This is a genomic window from Micromonospora sp. NPDC049240 (genome assembly GCF_040647835.1).
Classification (GTDB): Bacteria; Actinomycetota; Actinomycetes; order Mycobacteriales; family Micromonosporaceae; genus Micromonospora.
In genome coordinates this window covers 179,634-195,145 of the sequence record NZ_JBEZCX010000005.1, presented here as the reverse complement: position 1 = coordinate 195,145, position 15,512 = coordinate 179,634, and the positions used below count along the sequence as shown (strand labels likewise).

Here is a 15,512-nt window from a genome sequence, read left to right as displayed (position 1 = left end):
CCTGATCCTCACGCCCGCCCGGACGGCTGACCGGTCGTCATCCACAAGTTATCCACAGCCTGTGTACCGACCGATTGTGGCCGCCCACCGGACGCGGGTCGGACCTGCCCCCTGATTGGCGGAGGCGCTGAAGCGGGTTCACCGTGCCGAACGATTCAACAGCTTGTCCGGTCTTGCCGGTCGGCGACAAACCCGGGCACCCGACGCCGACCGCAATCGCGCACGCTAACAGCGCGGACCCCGCGCCATCAACCGCCGACACCCTTGAGGCGGTGACGACCGCACCGGAAACGACCCCGTCGGCCGCCGTCGCAACGCAGGTCGGGGCCGGGCGGGAAGGGTTTGACGGTCATTGCGGTGCTGCGTAGGCTGGAGCGGATGCTCTCTCGCCCTCTGCTAGGGTGATGGATGCTCGTTGCCCGCGGTCACCTCCCAGCACCACCGGAGGCCGGTTCGCCGGGCAGCGTCGATCAGCGGTCACCGTCGAGGTGATCGGGACCAGCACAGGACCCCGGGCGATCCGCCGCGCGGGGCGTACGACAACGGAGAGCCTGACGTGAGCAAGCGCACCTACCAGCCGAACAACCGCCGGCGCGCGAAGACCCACGGCTTCCGGCTGCGCATGCGCACCCGTGCCGGCCGCGCCATCCTTTCGACCCGTCGCGCCAAGGGCCGCACCCGCCTGGCGGCCTGAGGCCGACCGGTCCGGGGACGTGGGCAGTCGTGCTGGCCGCCGCACAGCGACTGCGGCGCAGTAGCGACTTCGCCGCAGCGGTTCGTGGTGGCCGACGCGTCGGCCGTGGCGCCGTCGTGGTCCACCTGACGCTCCCCGACCCGACCGAGTCCACCGCGACACCTTCGCCGGAGCCGGCGCGGAGCAGCGGTGCGGAGATCTCCGCACCCCGCCGCGCCGGCTTCGTCGTGTCCAAGGCCGTCGGCGGCGCGGTGGTGCGCAACAAGGTCCGCCGCCGGCTGCGGCACCTGGTCCGGGAACGCCTGGCCGAGCTGCCCGCCGGCACCACCCTGGTGGTACGCGCCCTGCCCCCGGCCGCCGACGCGGCGTACGCCCGACTCGGGGCCGACCTGGACGCCGCGCTCGCCGCCGCACGGGCCCCCCGGGGACGGCGGTCGCGATGAACGGCGGCACCACGACCCCCTCGCCGACAACCGGTGCCCGCATGCTGCTGGTACCCATCATCGCGTACCGTCGGTGGATAAGTCCGGCACTGCCGGCCCGCTGCCGGTTCTACCCGTCGTGCAGTGCCTACGCCGTGGAGGCGGTGTCCCGGCACGGCGCGTTGCGGGGAGCCTGGCTGACGGTCCGGCGGCTGTCGCGCTGCCACCCCTTTCACCCAGGTGGACACGACCCGGTGCCGGAGCCGGGCGGTCGCCGCCGTGCCGACGTGACTGGAGCCTGAGAATTGAGTCTCGACTGGATCTACTACGCGATCTCGTGGATCCTGCTGACCTGGCACTCGGCCTGGGACGCCATCGGGGTGCCGGTCGGCGCGGTCATCGGCACGAACTGGGCCTGGATCCTCGCCATCATCTTCCTGGTGGTGACGGTCCGGGTGATCCTGTTCCCGGTCTTCGTCAAGCAGATCAAGTCGCAACGGGCCATGCAGGCGCTCCAGCCGAAGGTGAAGGAGCTCCAGGAGAAGCACAAGGGTGACCGGGAGACGCTCCAGAAGGAGATGATGGAGCTCTACCGGAAGGAAAAGGCCAACCCCCTGATGGGCTGCCTTCCGATGTTCCTCCAGATCCCGGTCTTCCTGGGCCTGTTCCACACGCTCAAGCGGCTCAACCCGACGAACCCCGGCAAGACGCTCTACGGCTGGACGGCCGACCAGTTCAACAGCGCCTCCAGCGCGAAGCTCTTCACTGCCCCGATCTCCGGCCGGTTCGGCTCCACCGCCGCCGACCTGGCCCCGCTGGGCGCGAACACCGGCACCGTGAAGCTGATCGCCGGCATCCTGGTGCTCATCATGATCGCCACGACCTACCTCACCAGCCGGCAGATGATCCTCAAGACCGGCTGGGCGGAGGACCCGCAGCAGCGCATGGTGCAGCGGCTGATGCTCTACGGCATCCCGGTCTCGCTGCTGGTCTCGGGCTCGATCTTCCCGATCGGTGTGATCATCTACTGGGTCACCAACAACCTCTTCACGCTCGGCCAGCAGCAGTGGGTGCTGCGGAAGTTCCCGCCGCTGGTGCCGCCGAAGAAGGCCACCGCCACCGCCGGCAAGACCGCCGCCCAGCCGGCCAAGACCAGTGGCCTGTTCGGTCGCAAGGCCGCCCCGCCGGTGGCCAAGGCCCCGGCCGCCGCGCCGAAGGTGGCCGGTCCGAAGCCGGGCGCCAAGCCGACCAACCCGAAGAAGGGCGGCAGCCGCCCTGCCAAGCGGCAGGGCTGAGCCGCACCGGGCCGCCGCCGCGACCGGTGGCGGCCCCCTCCGGACCCGAGCAGCACCCGAGGAGTCGGCGCCGGGCCGGAACCGCCGCGCGACGCGCGGTCACGGGCGACACTGGCCCGTACGGACGTGCCCGAGGGGCATCCGGCGAACCTCCCGCCGGCCCCCGGGAGACAAGCGGACCTCGACGGTCCGGCCGAGCGAGTACGGAGATGAGACCCGTGACCGACACCAGCATCCCCAGCGCCGACCAGTCCGTGGACGAGGAGATCCCCGCGGCTCCCGCCACCGAGACCGACGAGGGCACGGCCGGGACCCGGGAGAAGAAGGCCCCGGCCGACAGCGACCTGTTCCGGCAGAGCGAGATCGCCGCCGACTACGTCGAGGGCCTGCTGGACATCCTCGACTACGACGGCGACATCGACGAGTTGGTCTCCGGTGGCCGGCCCGTCGTCGAGGTGGTCGGCGGTCGACTGCAGAACCTGGTCGGCCAGCGTGGCGCCACCCTGGAGGCACTTCAGGAGCTGGCCCGCCTGGCGGTGTTTCGGCAGACCGGCACGCCGAGCCGCCTGCTGCTGGACGTCGGCGGCTACCGGGCCGCCCGGCGTAAGGAACTGGCCGCGGTCGCCAAGAACGCGGTCGAGAAGGTCAAGGAGCACGGCGAGCCGGTGCGCCTGGAGCCGATGTCGGCGTTCGAGCGCAAGTGCGTGCACGACGTGGTCAACGCGATGAGCGGCGTGGAGAGCGAGTCCGAAGGCGTGGAGCCGAACCGCCGCATCGTCGTCCGGCCGGTTGCGGACTGAGGTCAGTGGCCTCCGACGACACGACGGCGGACGCCGTGGCCGGCCCGGGTGGTACGCCACCCGGGCCGCCGGCTGTGCGGCCCGAAACGACTCCCGACCCGTTCCGCTCCGACGAGGACCGGGCGGCTGATCCGGCGTACGCGCCCGGGGCAGCGGTCGATCCCGAGTTCTCCGGCGGCACCACGACGGTGGACGGCGTCGAGCCGACCGCCGCCACCGAGGTGACACCGTCCTTCTCCGGTGACGTGCCGGCAGTGGCCGAACCCGTCGACGCCGAAGCTCCGGCCGGGACGGTCGACCCGTTCTTCGCCGAACCGGACGTGGTGGCGGTGCCGGCCTTCGCGGATCCGGCGACCCCTCCCGAGCCGTCCATGGCGGACGGGCCCGTCGCGGGTGCCGCGCCCGACCCGGCCGGCGCCACGTTGCCGCCGGAGTTGGCGGAGGCCGCGCGCGCACTCTTCGGCGACCGGCTCGACCTTGCTGCCGCGTACGCCGAACTCCTGGCCACCGAGGGCGTGCTCCGGGGCCTGATCGGGCCCCGCGAGACGCCCCGGCTCTGGGACCGGCACCTGCTCAACTGCGCCGTGGTGGCGGAGCGGATCCCGGCGGATGCCCGCGTGATCGACGTCGGCTCCGGTGCCGGGCTCCCCGGCCTGGTGCTGGCGATCGCCCGTCCGGATCTCACCGTGACCCTTGTCGAACCGCTCGCCCGGCGGGTCGCCTTCCTGGTGGAAGCGGTGCAGCGTCTCGGCCTGACCCGGTCCGTCCGGGTGTTCCGAGGGCGGGCCGACGAGGCGGCGGCCGGTTCCCGGGACCGCGATCCGCTCTCCGCCGACATCGTCACCGCACGGGCCGTGGCCCCGCTGGACCGGCTCGCCGGCTGGTGCCTCCCGCTGATCGTGCCGGGCGGCCGGCTGCTGGCGCTCAAGGGCGCCTCCGCCGCCGAGGAGATCGCCGAGCACACCGATGCGGTGACCCGGCTCGGCGGCGGGGAGCCCACGCTGCACCGGTGCGGGACCGGATTGATCGAGCTGGCGGCAACTGTGGTCGAGGTGGTCCGGGAACGGGTGGTCAACCCGAAGAAGCCGAAGGCGAAGCGCTCGCGTGGCGGTCGCCGACGCGGCGACCGTAACCGGGATCGCTGAGCGGAGCAGCTTTCCGGATGCCCCACGGGTCGTTGGACCCGTGGGGCGTGACCGGATCGATCACAACCCGACATGGACCCGCCACGCCCGTCGGCCGTAGGCTGACCGCGCGTCGATAGTGTGGAGCGGCGGTGCCGGGCGGCACCCGACCCGACCGTTTCGCCGGCCGGTGACGCCGCGCACAGCGGAGGCCCGATCGACGGTGCGGACCGACCATCCGGAGCGGGTAGGGATGACAGGTGCATGACGACGGCAGGTACGACGAGCCACGGCTGACCGGCGCCGGCGGGCGAGCCCCGGACGGTTCCGTTTCACGTGAAACCAGCTACCAGGAATGGGCGGTGAACGATTCCCGTGACACCTCGCCGCCTTCTCCGGTCGACCCGGCCCACCGGCCGGAGGCGTCGGTGGCGGGCGCTCTCCGGCCGGTCTCGTCCGCACCGGCCAACGTCCCACCGGCCCGCGAACCGCACGACCCGAGCGACGGCCCGGTGAACGCCCCGTCCCCGCGGCCGGCATCGGTGCGGGCGAACGTCGCGATCCCCGCCCGTTACGAACCACAACCGCCGGTCTCCGCCGTACCGCACCAGCCCGTTCCGGACCCGGTGTCGGCCGACACGCCACCGGTCGCCGGATACGGGGACGAGGCCGCGGCCGACACGTACGTTTCACGTGAAACCCCGACGCGCGAAGAGGATGACCCACCGTTGGCTATGGAGGCGATGCGCGCCGTGCAGATCCTGAATCCCAGTGGCGAGGTCAACATGCCCCGCCCCGACCGGACCCGGGTGATGTGCGTCGCCAACCAGAAGGGTGGCGTGGGCAAGACCACCACCACCGTGAACCTGGCGGTGGCGCTCGCGCTGCACGGCAACCGCGTGCTCGTGGTCGACCTCGACCCGCAGGGCAACGCGTCCACCGGGCTGAACGTGCCACACCACACCGGTGTGCCGGACGTCTACGACTGCCTCATCGACAGCGTGCCGCTGGAGGAGGTGGCCCAGGCGGTCGAGGGCATCCCCAACCTGTGGTGCGTGCCGGCGACCATCGACCTGGCCGGTGCCGAGATCGAGCTGGTCTCGGTGGTCGCCCGGGAGTCCCGCCTGTCGCGCGCCATCGAGGCGTACCCGGGCCATTTCGACTACGTCTTCATCGACTGCCCGCCCTCGCTCGGCCTGCTGACCGTCAACGCGTTGGTGGCCGCGCAGGAGGTGCTGATCCCCATCCAGTGCGAGTACTACGCGCTGGAGGGGCTCAACCAGCTGATCAACAACATCAACCTGGTACGCCAGCACCTCAACCCGAAGCTCGACGTCTCCACCATCCTGTTGACCATGTACGACCGGCGTACTCGGCTGGCCGACGCGGTGGAGCAGGACGTCCGGAACCACTTCGGGGACAAGGTGCTCCAGGCCGTCATCCCCCGCAACGTGCGTGTCTCCGAGGCACCGAGCTACGGCCAGTCGGTCATGACCTACGATCCCGGTTCGCGGGGTGCCACGAGCTACTTCGAGGCCGCCCAGGAGATCGCCGAACGAGGGGTCAAGGAGCCGGTGAGCCGGAATGCGTAGTGCGGAGAAGTCGCTGGGAGGCGTCGCATGAAGAACCGTCCCCGCGGCGGTCTGGGCCGAGGGCTCGGCGCCCTCATCCCCACCGGGCCGGCGCCGGGCGTCGCCCCGCCGGAGGCCGATGAGGCATCCGTCCCGACGGTGGCCACCCCGGCTTCTCCCGTCGCGGACCCGCCCCCCACCGGGGCCGGCGCGGTCCTCGACCGTGGCAAGCCGGCCGCCGAGCCGGAGTTCGAGCTGAGCCCGGTGCCGGGTGCGCGCTTCGCCGAGATTCCGGTCGACAGCATCGTGCCGAACCCGAAGCAGCCGCGGCACGTCTTCGACGAGGAGGCGTTGGAGGAGCTGAAGACCTCGATCCAGGAGGTCGGCTTCCTTCAGCCGATCGTCGTCCGGCAGCTCGACGGCGAGAAGTACGAACTCGTCATGGGTGAGCGGCGCTGGCGTGCCGCCCAGGCGGTCGGCCGGGAGAGCATTCCCGCGATCGTCCGGGAGACCAAGGACGACGCGATGCTCCGGGACGCGCTGCTGGAGAACATCCACCGCGCCAACCTGAACCCGCTCGAAGAGGCGGCGGCCTACCAGCAGTTGCTGGAGGAGTTCGGTGCCACCCACGAGGAACTGGCACGCCGGATCGGCCGCAGCCGACCGCAGATCTCCAACACCATTCGCCTGATGAACCTCCCCGGGGCCGTGCAGCGGCGGGTCGCCGCCGGAGTGCTCTCCGCCGGCCATGCCCGGGCGCTGCTCAGCCTCGACGACGGTGAGGCCCAGGAGAAGCTCGCCACGCGGATCGTCGCCGAGGGCATATCGGTACGCGGCACCGAGGAGTTGGTGGCTCTGGCGCTGGCTGAGGGGCCGGCAAAGCCCCCTGCGGCCAAGCGACGGGCCAAGGCGCATGCTCCCGCGCTCTCCGATCTCGCCGACCGGCTCGCCGACCGCTTCGACACTCGCGTGAAGGTCGACATCGGCCGGAGCAAGGGCAAGATCACGATCGAGTTCGCGACCGTCGACGACCTGGAGCGGATCGTCGGCATCATCGGCGTGGGCCAGGAGGAGCAGCCCGAGGAGTGACTCACTGCTCGACCCGACCGGCCGCATTCCCGTTGAGGGGTGCGGCCGGTGGCGTTCCGGCAGCCTTCCACCGCTGCGGTTCGCCCCACGGTGCTGCCTCGCACCCGTGTCGGTCCTCCGACGTGCTGTGCCTCGCACCCGTTGTCGTTCGTCGGACGTGATGCGTCCCGACCGCTGGGTCACCCGGGCGTGCTGCGCTGCCACCGTTGCCGTTCGCTGGTCGTGCCGCGCTCGACACGAGGACCGTCGACCGCCGGCGCCACCTGCCATAAGGCACGCCGTGCCGGGCCGGCGTGGGGCCGTGAAGCGGTAGGGCCAGCGGTGTGGTTTTACGTGAAACGGCATGGGCCTGTCAGGGCCCGCAAGAGCGGTCCCCATCCGCCTTGATGGTCTCGACCCGAATAGGCGCGTCTTTGGCCTGCGGGGGCGGGAGCGGTGTCCTTGCGCTTGCTCATCGCACGCGAATGAGCCGTGGCGACGGCGGCTTGTTTGTCGCCGGCGTTGCTCGGTCGTCTCCTCTCACGGACAGAGGCTCGCCGTGCCGCTGAGCCGATCTGCCTCGACCCGGCTGATCATCGGCCTTGCCTCCGTGCTGTCCCGTCCAGGGCATGTGCGGTGCGCCCGGGCCCTCACCCGATCGATCTCCGGGCGGGCCTCGCGATGCTGTCCATGACGGCATGCACGGCGCGACAGGCCGGGTGCGCGGTCAACGTGCGCGGCTTCGGGAACGGCGCGTCGAAAGGCAGCCGTCCCGCAGCCCTCGCGGCGATCCCCACCACAGCCTGGCTCAGTCACCGGCGCGGCCTGGCCGAGTCACCGGCGCAGCACCCAGCGGTTCCGGTGACGCGCGACGGCAGAGGCGAGGGCCGCGCTCATGCCGCACATACCTTCCGGTCTTGTGCGCGGGCCGGCGGCGGCCAGCGACTTCGGAATGAGTTCTCCGCCCGGGGCAGATGCGGTGCCGTTCCTACGGACCGCTGAGGGGCCCGAGCAGATCCGACCGCGCGGTGCGGCCGGGCCCGGGGCGCTTCAGGCGTGAGCCGGCCCGGTGGGACGAGTTTGGTCGCCGGTCGGCGTCTGCGGCAGTGCGAGCCCACCCGCAGCGCTCCGGACCCGGCGGATCCCCGTAGCCCGTTTCACGTGAAACGGGAGAGGGGTCGCATCCAACCGAGCGCCTCTTCCAGGGCTGAACCGCGACGGGTGGCCCGCGCAGCCAGGAATCATGGAGTGCTCCGTTTCACGTGAAACGAGCCAGCCCATGCGGCGGGACTGAGCCCCGTTGAGCCGCTGCGTCGGAGCCCTCCGCTCGTTGAACGGAAGGGTCACGGGAAGCCTCACGGCCGCAGAAGTTATCCACAGCGGTTGTCCACAGGCTCACTCCGTTTCACGTGAAACAACACCCGGAAACCCTTGCTGAGCTGTGGATGACGCACTGTGGTGGTGATCTCGGCGGCCTGTGGACAACGTGGTGGACAACGCGCTGTGGATCGTCGAAGCGGGCTCGACTCCGGTGGGAACGGGGAGGGACAGGCGTCGCCAACTCCGTTAGGGTCAGCGTCGTGCAGGACACCCCTCCCTCAGTCCCGGACTTCACCCAGTGGCCCTCCTTCCCCTTCGAGGGCGATCTTCGCGTCAAGCAGCTCGACGATCCCGTGCCGGTCGAACCTCCCCGTCGGGGCGAGGAGGACCGGGAGTGCACCGCCTGCAACGCGCCTGACGAGGCGTACATCTGGGTCGGTGAGCGGTGGCGGGTCCGCACCATGGACCGGCCCACCGGCCTGCCGATGGTTCTGATCCTGGAGTCCCGCTCCCACCTGGACCTTGGTGACCTGCCGAACCTGCTCGCCGCCGAACTGGGGGTGATGACCGTCCGGCTGGAGCGGGCCATCCGCTCGCTGGACGGGGTCGCCCGGGTGCACGTCAACCGCTGGGGCGACGGGTCGGCGCACCTGCACATGTGGTTCCTGGCCCGCCCGTACGGGCGGCTGCAACTGCGGGGCACGTTCCTGTCGCTGTGGGACTCGATCCTGCCGCCGATCTCCGAGGAGCAGTGGCGGGAGAACCTCGCCATGGTGGCGGCGTGGCTCGCCGAGTTCGGTGGCCGACCGCTCGCCGAGCCGCCGCGCATCCGGTGGCAGGCTCCGTCGAGCCTCTCCTCGCCGGCGCCGGCGGACACCACCGAGGAACCCGACGAGGAGACGGCGTCGGTGATCGAAGCGGCGGACGAGATCCCGGAGGCCGAGCCGGTGGGGTCGGCCGACGACGCCGCCGATGACACGCCTTCCGTGCACACGCCGGACGGCGGCCCTCGCGACGGGGATGGCGAGACCGCGACCGGCGACGCCGAACCCACGGCGTCGGACGGCGACGCGGAGCCGGCGACAGGAACGGCCGGTCCGAACCGGGAGTGAAAGTGGTGGCGCCGGTCGGGTCAGCTCAGCGGCGCGCGGCGGCCCGGCCCACCAGTGAGCCCAGGACGCGACCGAAGTCGAGCCCGGCCGCCTGGATCGCCAGCGGCAGCAGTGAGGTCTCCGTCATGCCCGGCGAGACGTTGACCTCCAGCACGTGCGGCCGGCCCTCCGCGTCGACAATCAGGTCGACGCGGGACACGTCCCGCAGGCCGAGCGCCGTGTGCGCGGCGAGCGCCACGTCGGTCACCTGCGCGGTCGTGGCGGCGTCGAGCCGGGCGGGCGCGTGCCAGGTGGTGCGCCCCGCCGTGTAGCGGGCCGCGTAGTCGTAGACGCCGTTGCGGGGCACGATCTCGACCGGGGGCAGGGCCTGCGGGCCGTCGCCCAGGTCGAGCACGGACACCGCCACGTCCATGCCGGGCACGTAGCGCTCCACCAGCGCCGTCTGGTCGTACGCGAAACAGCCGACCATCGCGGCCGGCAGCGACGCGGCGTCCCGGACCACGGCGGCGCCCAGCCCGGAACCGCCCTGCGCCGGCTTGACCATCAACGGCAGCCCGAGGCGGTCGACGATCCGGTCCAGGACGGCGACCGCGCCCAGCTCGGAGAAGCGGTCGTGCGGCAGCGCCACCCAGTCGGGCGTGGGGATGCCGGCCTCGCGCAGGACGGCCTTGGCGGACGGCTTGTCCCAGGCCAGCCGGGAGGAGCGGGCGTCGCAACCGACGTAGGGCACGTCACACAGGTCGAGCACGCCGCGCAGCGAGCCGTCCTCGCCGGTGGCGCCGTGCAGGGCGATGACCACCGCGTCCGGCGGGTCGGCGGCCAGCGCGGGCAGCAGCGCGACGTCGGCGTCCCGCAGCTCCGCCTGCACGCCGACCGCGCGCAGCGCGTCCAGCACGCGACGGCCGGACCGCAGGGAGACGTCCCGCTCGTAGGAGAGACCGCCGGCGAGCACGAGCACGTGCAGCTCGTCGGCGGAGGATCCGGTCACAGGTGTCGGTGCGGCGGGGGTGACGGCCATGCCGGCATCATGCCAAGTCGGGGCCGGGCGCGTCGGAGCCGCCCTGGCGTCGGCGTGGCCCGGCGTTGCCGACCGCTCCGAAGACCTTCCGCATGGCGATCTCCTGCTCCATCACGCCGGCCAGCCGGCGCACGCCCTCCCGAATCCGCTCCGGCGGCGGGAAGGAGTAGTTGAGCCGCATGTTGGACGTGCCCGTCCCGTCGGCGTAGAAGCCGGTGCCGGGCACGTACGCGACCCGGGCGGCGACGGCCCGCGGCATCATCGCCTTGGCGTCCAGCCCGTCCGGCAGGGTGGCCCACACGAAGAGGCCACCGGTCGGGGTGGTCCAGGTGGTGCCGGCCGGCATCAGGTCGGTCAGCGCGCCGAGCAGCGCGTCCCGACGCTCGCGGTAGACCTCCCGGTAGGTCTTGAGCTGCTCCCGCCACGGCATGGTGCCGAGGTACGTCGAGACGGCGGACTGCGCGAAGACGCTGGGGCAGAGGATCTGCGCCTCGCTGGCGATGACCAGCTTGTCGCGCACCGCGTGCGGGGCGAGGATCCAGCCCACCCGCAGGCCGGGGGCGAACGTCTTGGAGAAGGTGCTCAGGTAGAAGACCCCGTCGCGCCGCCGGGCCCGCAACGGTGCCGGCGCCTCGCCATCGAAACCGAGCTGACCGTACGGGTCGTCCTCCACCACGAGCAGGCCGGCACGCTCGCAGATGTCGAGCACCCGTTCGCGCCGCTCCTCGCTCAACGTCACGCCGGCCGGGTTCTGGTACGTCGGGATGGTGTAGAGGAACTTGACCCGCCGGCCGGCCCGGGCCAGGTCGGCGATGGCCACCTCCAGCGCCTCCGGGATCAGGCCCTGGTCGTCCATCGGCACGTGGGTCACCTGCGCCTGGGCGGCCTGGAACACCCCGAGCGCGCCGACGTAGGTCGGGCCCTCGGCGAGCACCACGTCACCCGGGTCCAGGAAGAGGCGGGCCACCAGGTCGAGCGCCTGCTGCCCGCCGACGGTCACCACCACGTCCTCCGGGGAGGCCCCGCAGGAGGCGTCGATCCCGGAGAGGGCCATCACCTCGCAGATCCGTTCGCGCAGCTCCAGGGTGCCCTGGCCGATGCCGTACTGGAGGGTGGTGGCGCCGTGCTCGGCGCCGAGCCGGCCGAGCATCTCGCCCACCGCGTCGAGCGGCAGCGCGGCGATGTAGGGCGCTCCGCCGGCGAGCGAGACGACCTCCGGCCGGCTGGCGACCGCGAAGAGCGCCCGGATCTCGGAGGCGGTCATCCCCCGGACGCGGCGGGCGTACCGGTCGGTGTAGTCGTCGAGCGTCGTGCCGGTCATGACATCACCTCGGTCGGGTGTCGGCGGGGCTGCCGCCCGGTGTGGTACCCGCGATGCCGGCATCCAATGGCGGCGCGCGGCCGATTGGTCGATCGTAGTCCCTGGTGACCGGCGCGGAACCCGCCGTGTGGACACGTCCACATCCCGGACTCCCGGGTCCGTCGCCCGGGTGGGCGTTCGCGCGTCCCCTCCCGCACCGGCGGGCGGAAGCGTACGATCGCTCGTCGGGAGCAGGAGGGCGGCGGGACACCGCGGTGACCGACGCTCCGAGATTGTTGGTGGGGTGCGCTCATGTCGCGACGTCTGGTCAGCCTGACGCTTGACACCCTGGAGGACCTTCCCCGATCCTGCCGGCGGTGCGTCTACTGGGAGCTGGATCCGGTCTCCGCGGAGCGGGCCTGCGCGGCCGGCGACCCGGGCCTGGAGAAGGAGGCGTGGGTCTCCCAGACGCTGCTGGAGTGGGGCTCCTGCGGCAAGTTGGTCTACGTCGACGGCATGCCGGCCGGTTTCGTCATGTACGCCCCGCCGGCGTACGTCCCGCGTTCGATGGCGTTTCCGACGTCGCCGGTCTCGGCGGACGCGGCGCTGCTGATGACCGCGCACGTGGTGCCCGCGTTCGCCGACGGCGGTCTGGGCCGGATGCTGGTGCAGGGCGTGGCGCGGGACCTCACCAAGCGCGGCATCAAGGCCATCGAGGCGTTCGGCGACGCCAAGTTCGGTGACGAGCCGGACGGCCCCACCCGGGCGTGTGTCGCGCCGGCCGACTTCTTCCTCTCGGTGGGCTTCAAGACGGTCCGCCCGCACCCCCGTTACCCGCGCCTGCGGCTGGAGCTGCGCACGGCGCTGAGCTGGAAGTCCGACGTCGAGTACGCGTTGGAGAAGCTGCTCGGCTCGATGAGCCCGGAGACGCTGCTGCGGCCGGTGCGGCCGGCTCCGGCCACCCGCTCGACGAGCTGACCGGGCTCAGTCGACCACGGTGCCGGCGGCCACGATCGCCCGCAGCTCGCTGACGTCGATCGAGCCGGTCGGCACGTCCCGTTCGATCGGCAGGTACATCCGCTGCACCCCGGCCACGATCGCCTCGACCACCCGGTCGCGGAAGCGCGGGTCGATCAGCCGGCCCCGGTCGGTGGGGGAGGTCAGGTAGCCCACCTCGACGCGGACCGCGGGCATCCGGGTGAGCCGGAGCAGGTCCCACGCCTTGGCGTGGGTGCGGCAGTCGCGCAGCCCGGTGCGGGCCACGATCTCCCGCTGCACCAGCCCGGCCAGGCGCTCCCCGGTGGCCGAGGTGACGCCGTTGTCGGTGCCGTAGTGGTAGGTGGCGACGCCGTCGGCCTCCGGGTTGGCGTGCCCGTCGGTGTGCAGCGAGATGAACACGTCCGCGCCGAGCGAGTTGGCGAGCTGGGCCCGGTCCGCGTCCGGCAGGCAGGTCGGGGACGACGGGCCCCGGGTGAGCTGCACCCGTACGCCGGCCGCCGCGAGCCGCCCCTCCAGCCGGCTGGCGAGGTCGTGCACGAGGTCCGCCTCGGTCCAACGCAGCGAGCCGTCGGGCACCACCACTCCGCTGTCGGTGCCGCCGTGGCCCGGATCGATCACCACGGTCCGGCCGACGAGCGTCGGCCCGGCCTGGCGGATGGCGTCGGACTCGCGTAGCCACTGCGGGCGCCCGCCGACCACCTTGCGGCCGAGCCGGCGCAGCGCGTTGACGGTGTGCGGGCCGCACGACCCGTCCGGCTTCAGCCCCATCTCGCGTTGGAACTGGGCCACCGCGCGGGAGGTGCGGATGCCGTAGATGGCGTCGGCGCGGCCCACGTCGTACCCCATCTCCAGCAGGCGTTCCTGGAGCGAACGGACGTCCTCACCGGTCAGTGGCTCGGGCACCGCGTGGTAGAGCGCGCGGGCGCCGAACCGCCAGCGGGCCGCGTCCAGCGCCCGCCAGGTCTCCGCGCCCACCCGCCCGTCGACGCTGAGGCCGCGGGACTGCTGGAAGGCGCGGACCGCGCGTTCCGTCGCGGCGTCGTAGTCGTCGGCGCGGCCGTCGGTGGGCAGCAGTTCCAGGCCGGCGAGCACGGTTCGGATCTCGGCCACCGCGGGGCCCCGGTCACCGGGTCGGATCGGACGCACGACGACCCCCTCTGCACGGGCGCTGGCGGAGGCGGTAGCTCCGACGGACGCTTACGGAGCGTACCGTGGCCGGTTACCTGGCGGGTTCGGGTTCGCGCAGGTCAGGAACGCCGGAGCCCCCGACACCCGGGTGGGGTGACGGGGGCTCCGGCGGTGTCGGGTCGGTCAGAGCGCCGACTCGATGAGCTTGAGCAGCTCGCCCTTCGGCTTGGCGCCGGCGATCGACTGCACCGGCTCGCCGTTCTTGAAGATGGTCAGCGTCGGCACGGACATCACCCGGTAGGCGCGGGCCGTCTCGGGGTTCTCGTCGATGTTGAGCTTGACGATGGTGACCTGGTCACTCATCTCGCCCGCGATCTCCTCCAGGAGCGGCGAGACCTTGCGGCACGGACTGCACCACTCCGCCCAGAAGTCGACCAGGACCGGCTTGTCGGACTTCAGCACGTCGCTCGCGAAGCTCGCGTCCGTGACCGCCTTGGTTGCTCCCACTATGAACCCCTTCTCCCTTTGGTGAAATTCTCAGCCCTGCAGGGTGGCGATGAACCGCTCGGCGTCCAGCGCGGCCGCACATCCGGTGCCGGCCGCCGTGATGGCCTGCCGGTAGGTGTGGTCGACCACGTCGCCGGCGGCGAACACGCCCGGCACGTTGGTGCGGGTGCTCGGCGCCTGCACCTTCACGTAACCCTCGTCGTCCAGCTCCACCTGGTCGCGGAACAGCTCGCTGCGCGGGTCGTGGCCGATCGCCACGAACACGCCGGTGACGTCGAGCACCTTGGTCTGGCCGGTGTGCACGTCGCGCACCCGTACGCCGCTGACCTTGCCGTCCTCGCCGAGGATCTCCTCGACCGTGGTGTTCCACTCCACCTTGATCTTCTCGTTGCCCAGCGCCCGCTCCGCCATGATCTTGCTGGCCCGGAACGAGTCGCGACGGTGGATGATCGTCACCGACTCGGCGAAGCGGGTGAGGAAGCTCGCCTCCTCCATGGCCGAGTCGCCGCCGCCGACCACCACGATGTGCTGGTTACGGAAGAAGAAGCCGTCACAGGTGGCGCAGGACGACACGCCGTGGCCGAGGTATTCCTGCTCGCCCGGCACGCCCAGCGGTCGCCACGCCGAACCCGTGGAGAGGATGACGGCGCGGGCCCGGTAGGCGGTCTCGCCCACCCAGACCGTGCTCACCGCGTCCGAGCCGATCTCGCCGGTGTCCTTCAGCTCGACCCGGGTCACGTCGTCGGTGAGGAACTCCGCGCCGAACCGCTCGGCCTGCTTGCGCATGTTGTCCATCAGCTCGGGGCCGAGGATCCCGTCGGCGAAACCGGGGAAGTTCTCCACCTCGGTGGTGGTCATCAGCGCGCCACCGGACTGCACGCCCTCGATCACCAGCGGCTTGAGGTTGGCGCGCGCGGCGTAGACCGCCGCGGTGTAGCCGGCCGGCCCGGAGCCGATGATGATCAGGTTGCGGACCTCGTCCACTGCCGTCTCCCGATGTGTGTGTTCGTCACCGGTACGCACCGATGTCGATCCGAGTGCCGACCGCGCGGAGGCGCCGGCGCCTGACTTCCAGAACGTCATCGTACGAAGCGGGGATTCCCGAGCCGGTCATCTGGTGGGTCACGTCACGTGGCGGGACAGGACCCCTGACC

At 71.9% G+C, this 15,512-nt stretch carries 15 protein-coding genes; 10 read left to right on the top strand and 5 right to left on the bottom strand.

Features of this window, described 5'->3' with window-relative positions:
* The first annotated feature begins 556 nt into the window (after positions 1-556).
* The 9 genes from rpmH (at position 557) to AB0B02_RS09735 (ending at position 9,406) form a co-directional block, all read left to right on the top strand.
* Positions 557-694 (top strand): 50S ribosomal protein L34, encoded by a 138-nt coding sequence (gene rpmH, locus AB0B02_RS09775; protein WP_091061882.1) that lies wholly within the window; start codon positions 557-559, stop codon positions 692-694.
* A gap of 29 nt (positions 695-723) precedes the next feature.
* Entirely contained in the window at positions 724-1,137 is a 414-nt protein-coding gene (rnpA, locus tag AB0B02_RS09770) for a ribonuclease P protein component (RefSeq protein WP_281933914.1), read from the top strand.
* A 41-nt stretch (positions 1,138-1,178) separates the two neighbouring features.
* Entirely contained in the window at positions 1,179-1,418 is a 240-nt protein-coding gene (yidD, locus tag AB0B02_RS09765; protein WP_233220212.1) for a membrane protein insertion efficiency factor YidD, read from the top strand.
* 3 nt (positions 1,419-1,421) lie between these two features.
* Positions 1,422-2,411 carry a membrane protein insertase YidC gene (yidC, locus tag AB0B02_RS09760; RefSeq protein WP_357298789.1) on the top strand — a complete coding sequence of 330 codons (990 nt, stop codon included), beginning with the start codon at positions 1,422-1,424 and terminating at the stop codon, positions 2,409-2,411.
* 209 nt (positions 2,412-2,620) lie between these two features.
* Positions 2,621-3,211 (top strand): R3H domain-containing nucleic acid-binding protein, encoded by a 591-nt coding sequence (locus AB0B02_RS09755; RefSeq protein ID WP_357298786.1) that lies wholly within the window; start codon positions 2,621-2,623, stop codon positions 3,209-3,211.
* A 371-nt stretch (positions 3,212-3,582) separates the two neighbouring features.
* On the top strand, positions 3,583-4,356 hold the full coding sequence (gene rsmG / locus AB0B02_RS09750) for a 16S rRNA (guanine(527)-N(7))-methyltransferase RsmG (RefSeq protein WP_357299061.1): 774 nt from the start codon (positions 3,583-3,585) through the stop codon (positions 4,354-4,356).
* Between the two features lie 239 nt (positions 4,357-4,595).
* Entirely contained in the window at positions 4,596-5,927 is a 1,332-nt protein-coding gene (locus AB0B02_RS09745; protein WP_357298782.1) for an AAA family ATPase, read from the top strand.
* A gap of 27 nt (positions 5,928-5,954) precedes the next feature.
* Complete coding sequence (locus AB0B02_RS09740; protein WP_281933925.1) at positions 5,955-6,995, top strand: ParB/RepB/Spo0J family partition protein; 1,041 nt, start codon at positions 5,955-5,957, stop codon at positions 6,993-6,995.
* Between the two features lie 1,559 nt (positions 6,996-8,554).
* The gene (locus AB0B02_RS09735) at positions 8,555-9,406 is read left to right on the top strand and encodes a hypothetical protein (RefSeq protein WP_357298779.1); all 852 of its coding nucleotides are present in this window, start codon (positions 8,555-8,557) and stop codon (positions 9,404-9,406) included.
* Between the two features lie 25 nt (positions 9,407-9,431).
* On the opposite strand, the gene AB0B02_RS09730 is transcribed toward AB0B02_RS09735, so the two are convergent.
* Positions 9,432-10,424 (bottom strand): D-alanine--D-alanine ligase, encoded by a 993-nt coding sequence (locus AB0B02_RS09730; RefSeq protein WP_281933927.1) that lies wholly within the window; start codon positions 10,422-10,424, stop codon positions 9,432-9,434.
* 7 nt (positions 10,425-10,431) lie between these two features.
* Positions 10,432-11,745, bottom strand: a complete 1,314-nt coding sequence (locus tag AB0B02_RS09725) for a PLP-dependent aminotransferase family protein (protein WP_357298774.1) — start codon at positions 11,743-11,745, stop codon at positions 10,432-10,434.
* A gap of 291 nt (positions 11,746-12,036) precedes the next feature.
* Between AB0B02_RS09725 and AB0B02_RS09720 the strand changes: the two genes are divergently transcribed.
* Entirely contained in the window at positions 12,037-12,702 is a 666-nt protein-coding gene (locus AB0B02_RS09720; protein WP_107161981.1) for a GNAT family N-acetyltransferase, read from the top strand.
* A gap of 6 nt (positions 12,703-12,708) precedes the next feature.
* Here the strand turns inward: AB0B02_RS09720 and AB0B02_RS09715 are convergent, their stop codons facing one another.
* From AB0B02_RS09715 to trxB, 3 genes are all read right to left on the bottom strand, one after another.
* Positions 12,709-13,869: an N-acetylmuramoyl-L-alanine amidase gene (locus AB0B02_RS09715; protein WP_281933933.1), complete on the bottom strand. Its 1,161-nt coding sequence runs from the start codon at positions 13,867-13,869 to the stop codon at positions 12,709-12,711.
* 165 nt (positions 13,870-14,034) lie between these two features.
* Positions 14,035-14,358: a thioredoxin gene (trxA, locus tag AB0B02_RS09710; RefSeq protein ID WP_281933936.1), complete on the bottom strand. Its 324-nt coding sequence runs from the start codon at positions 14,356-14,358 to the stop codon at positions 14,035-14,037.
* A gap of 30 nt (positions 14,359-14,388) precedes the next feature.
* Entirely contained in the window at positions 14,389-15,342 is a 954-nt protein-coding gene (gene trxB / locus AB0B02_RS09705; RefSeq protein WP_281933938.1) for a thioredoxin-disulfide reductase, read from the bottom strand.
* Positions 15,343-15,512 lie beyond the last annotated feature (170 nt).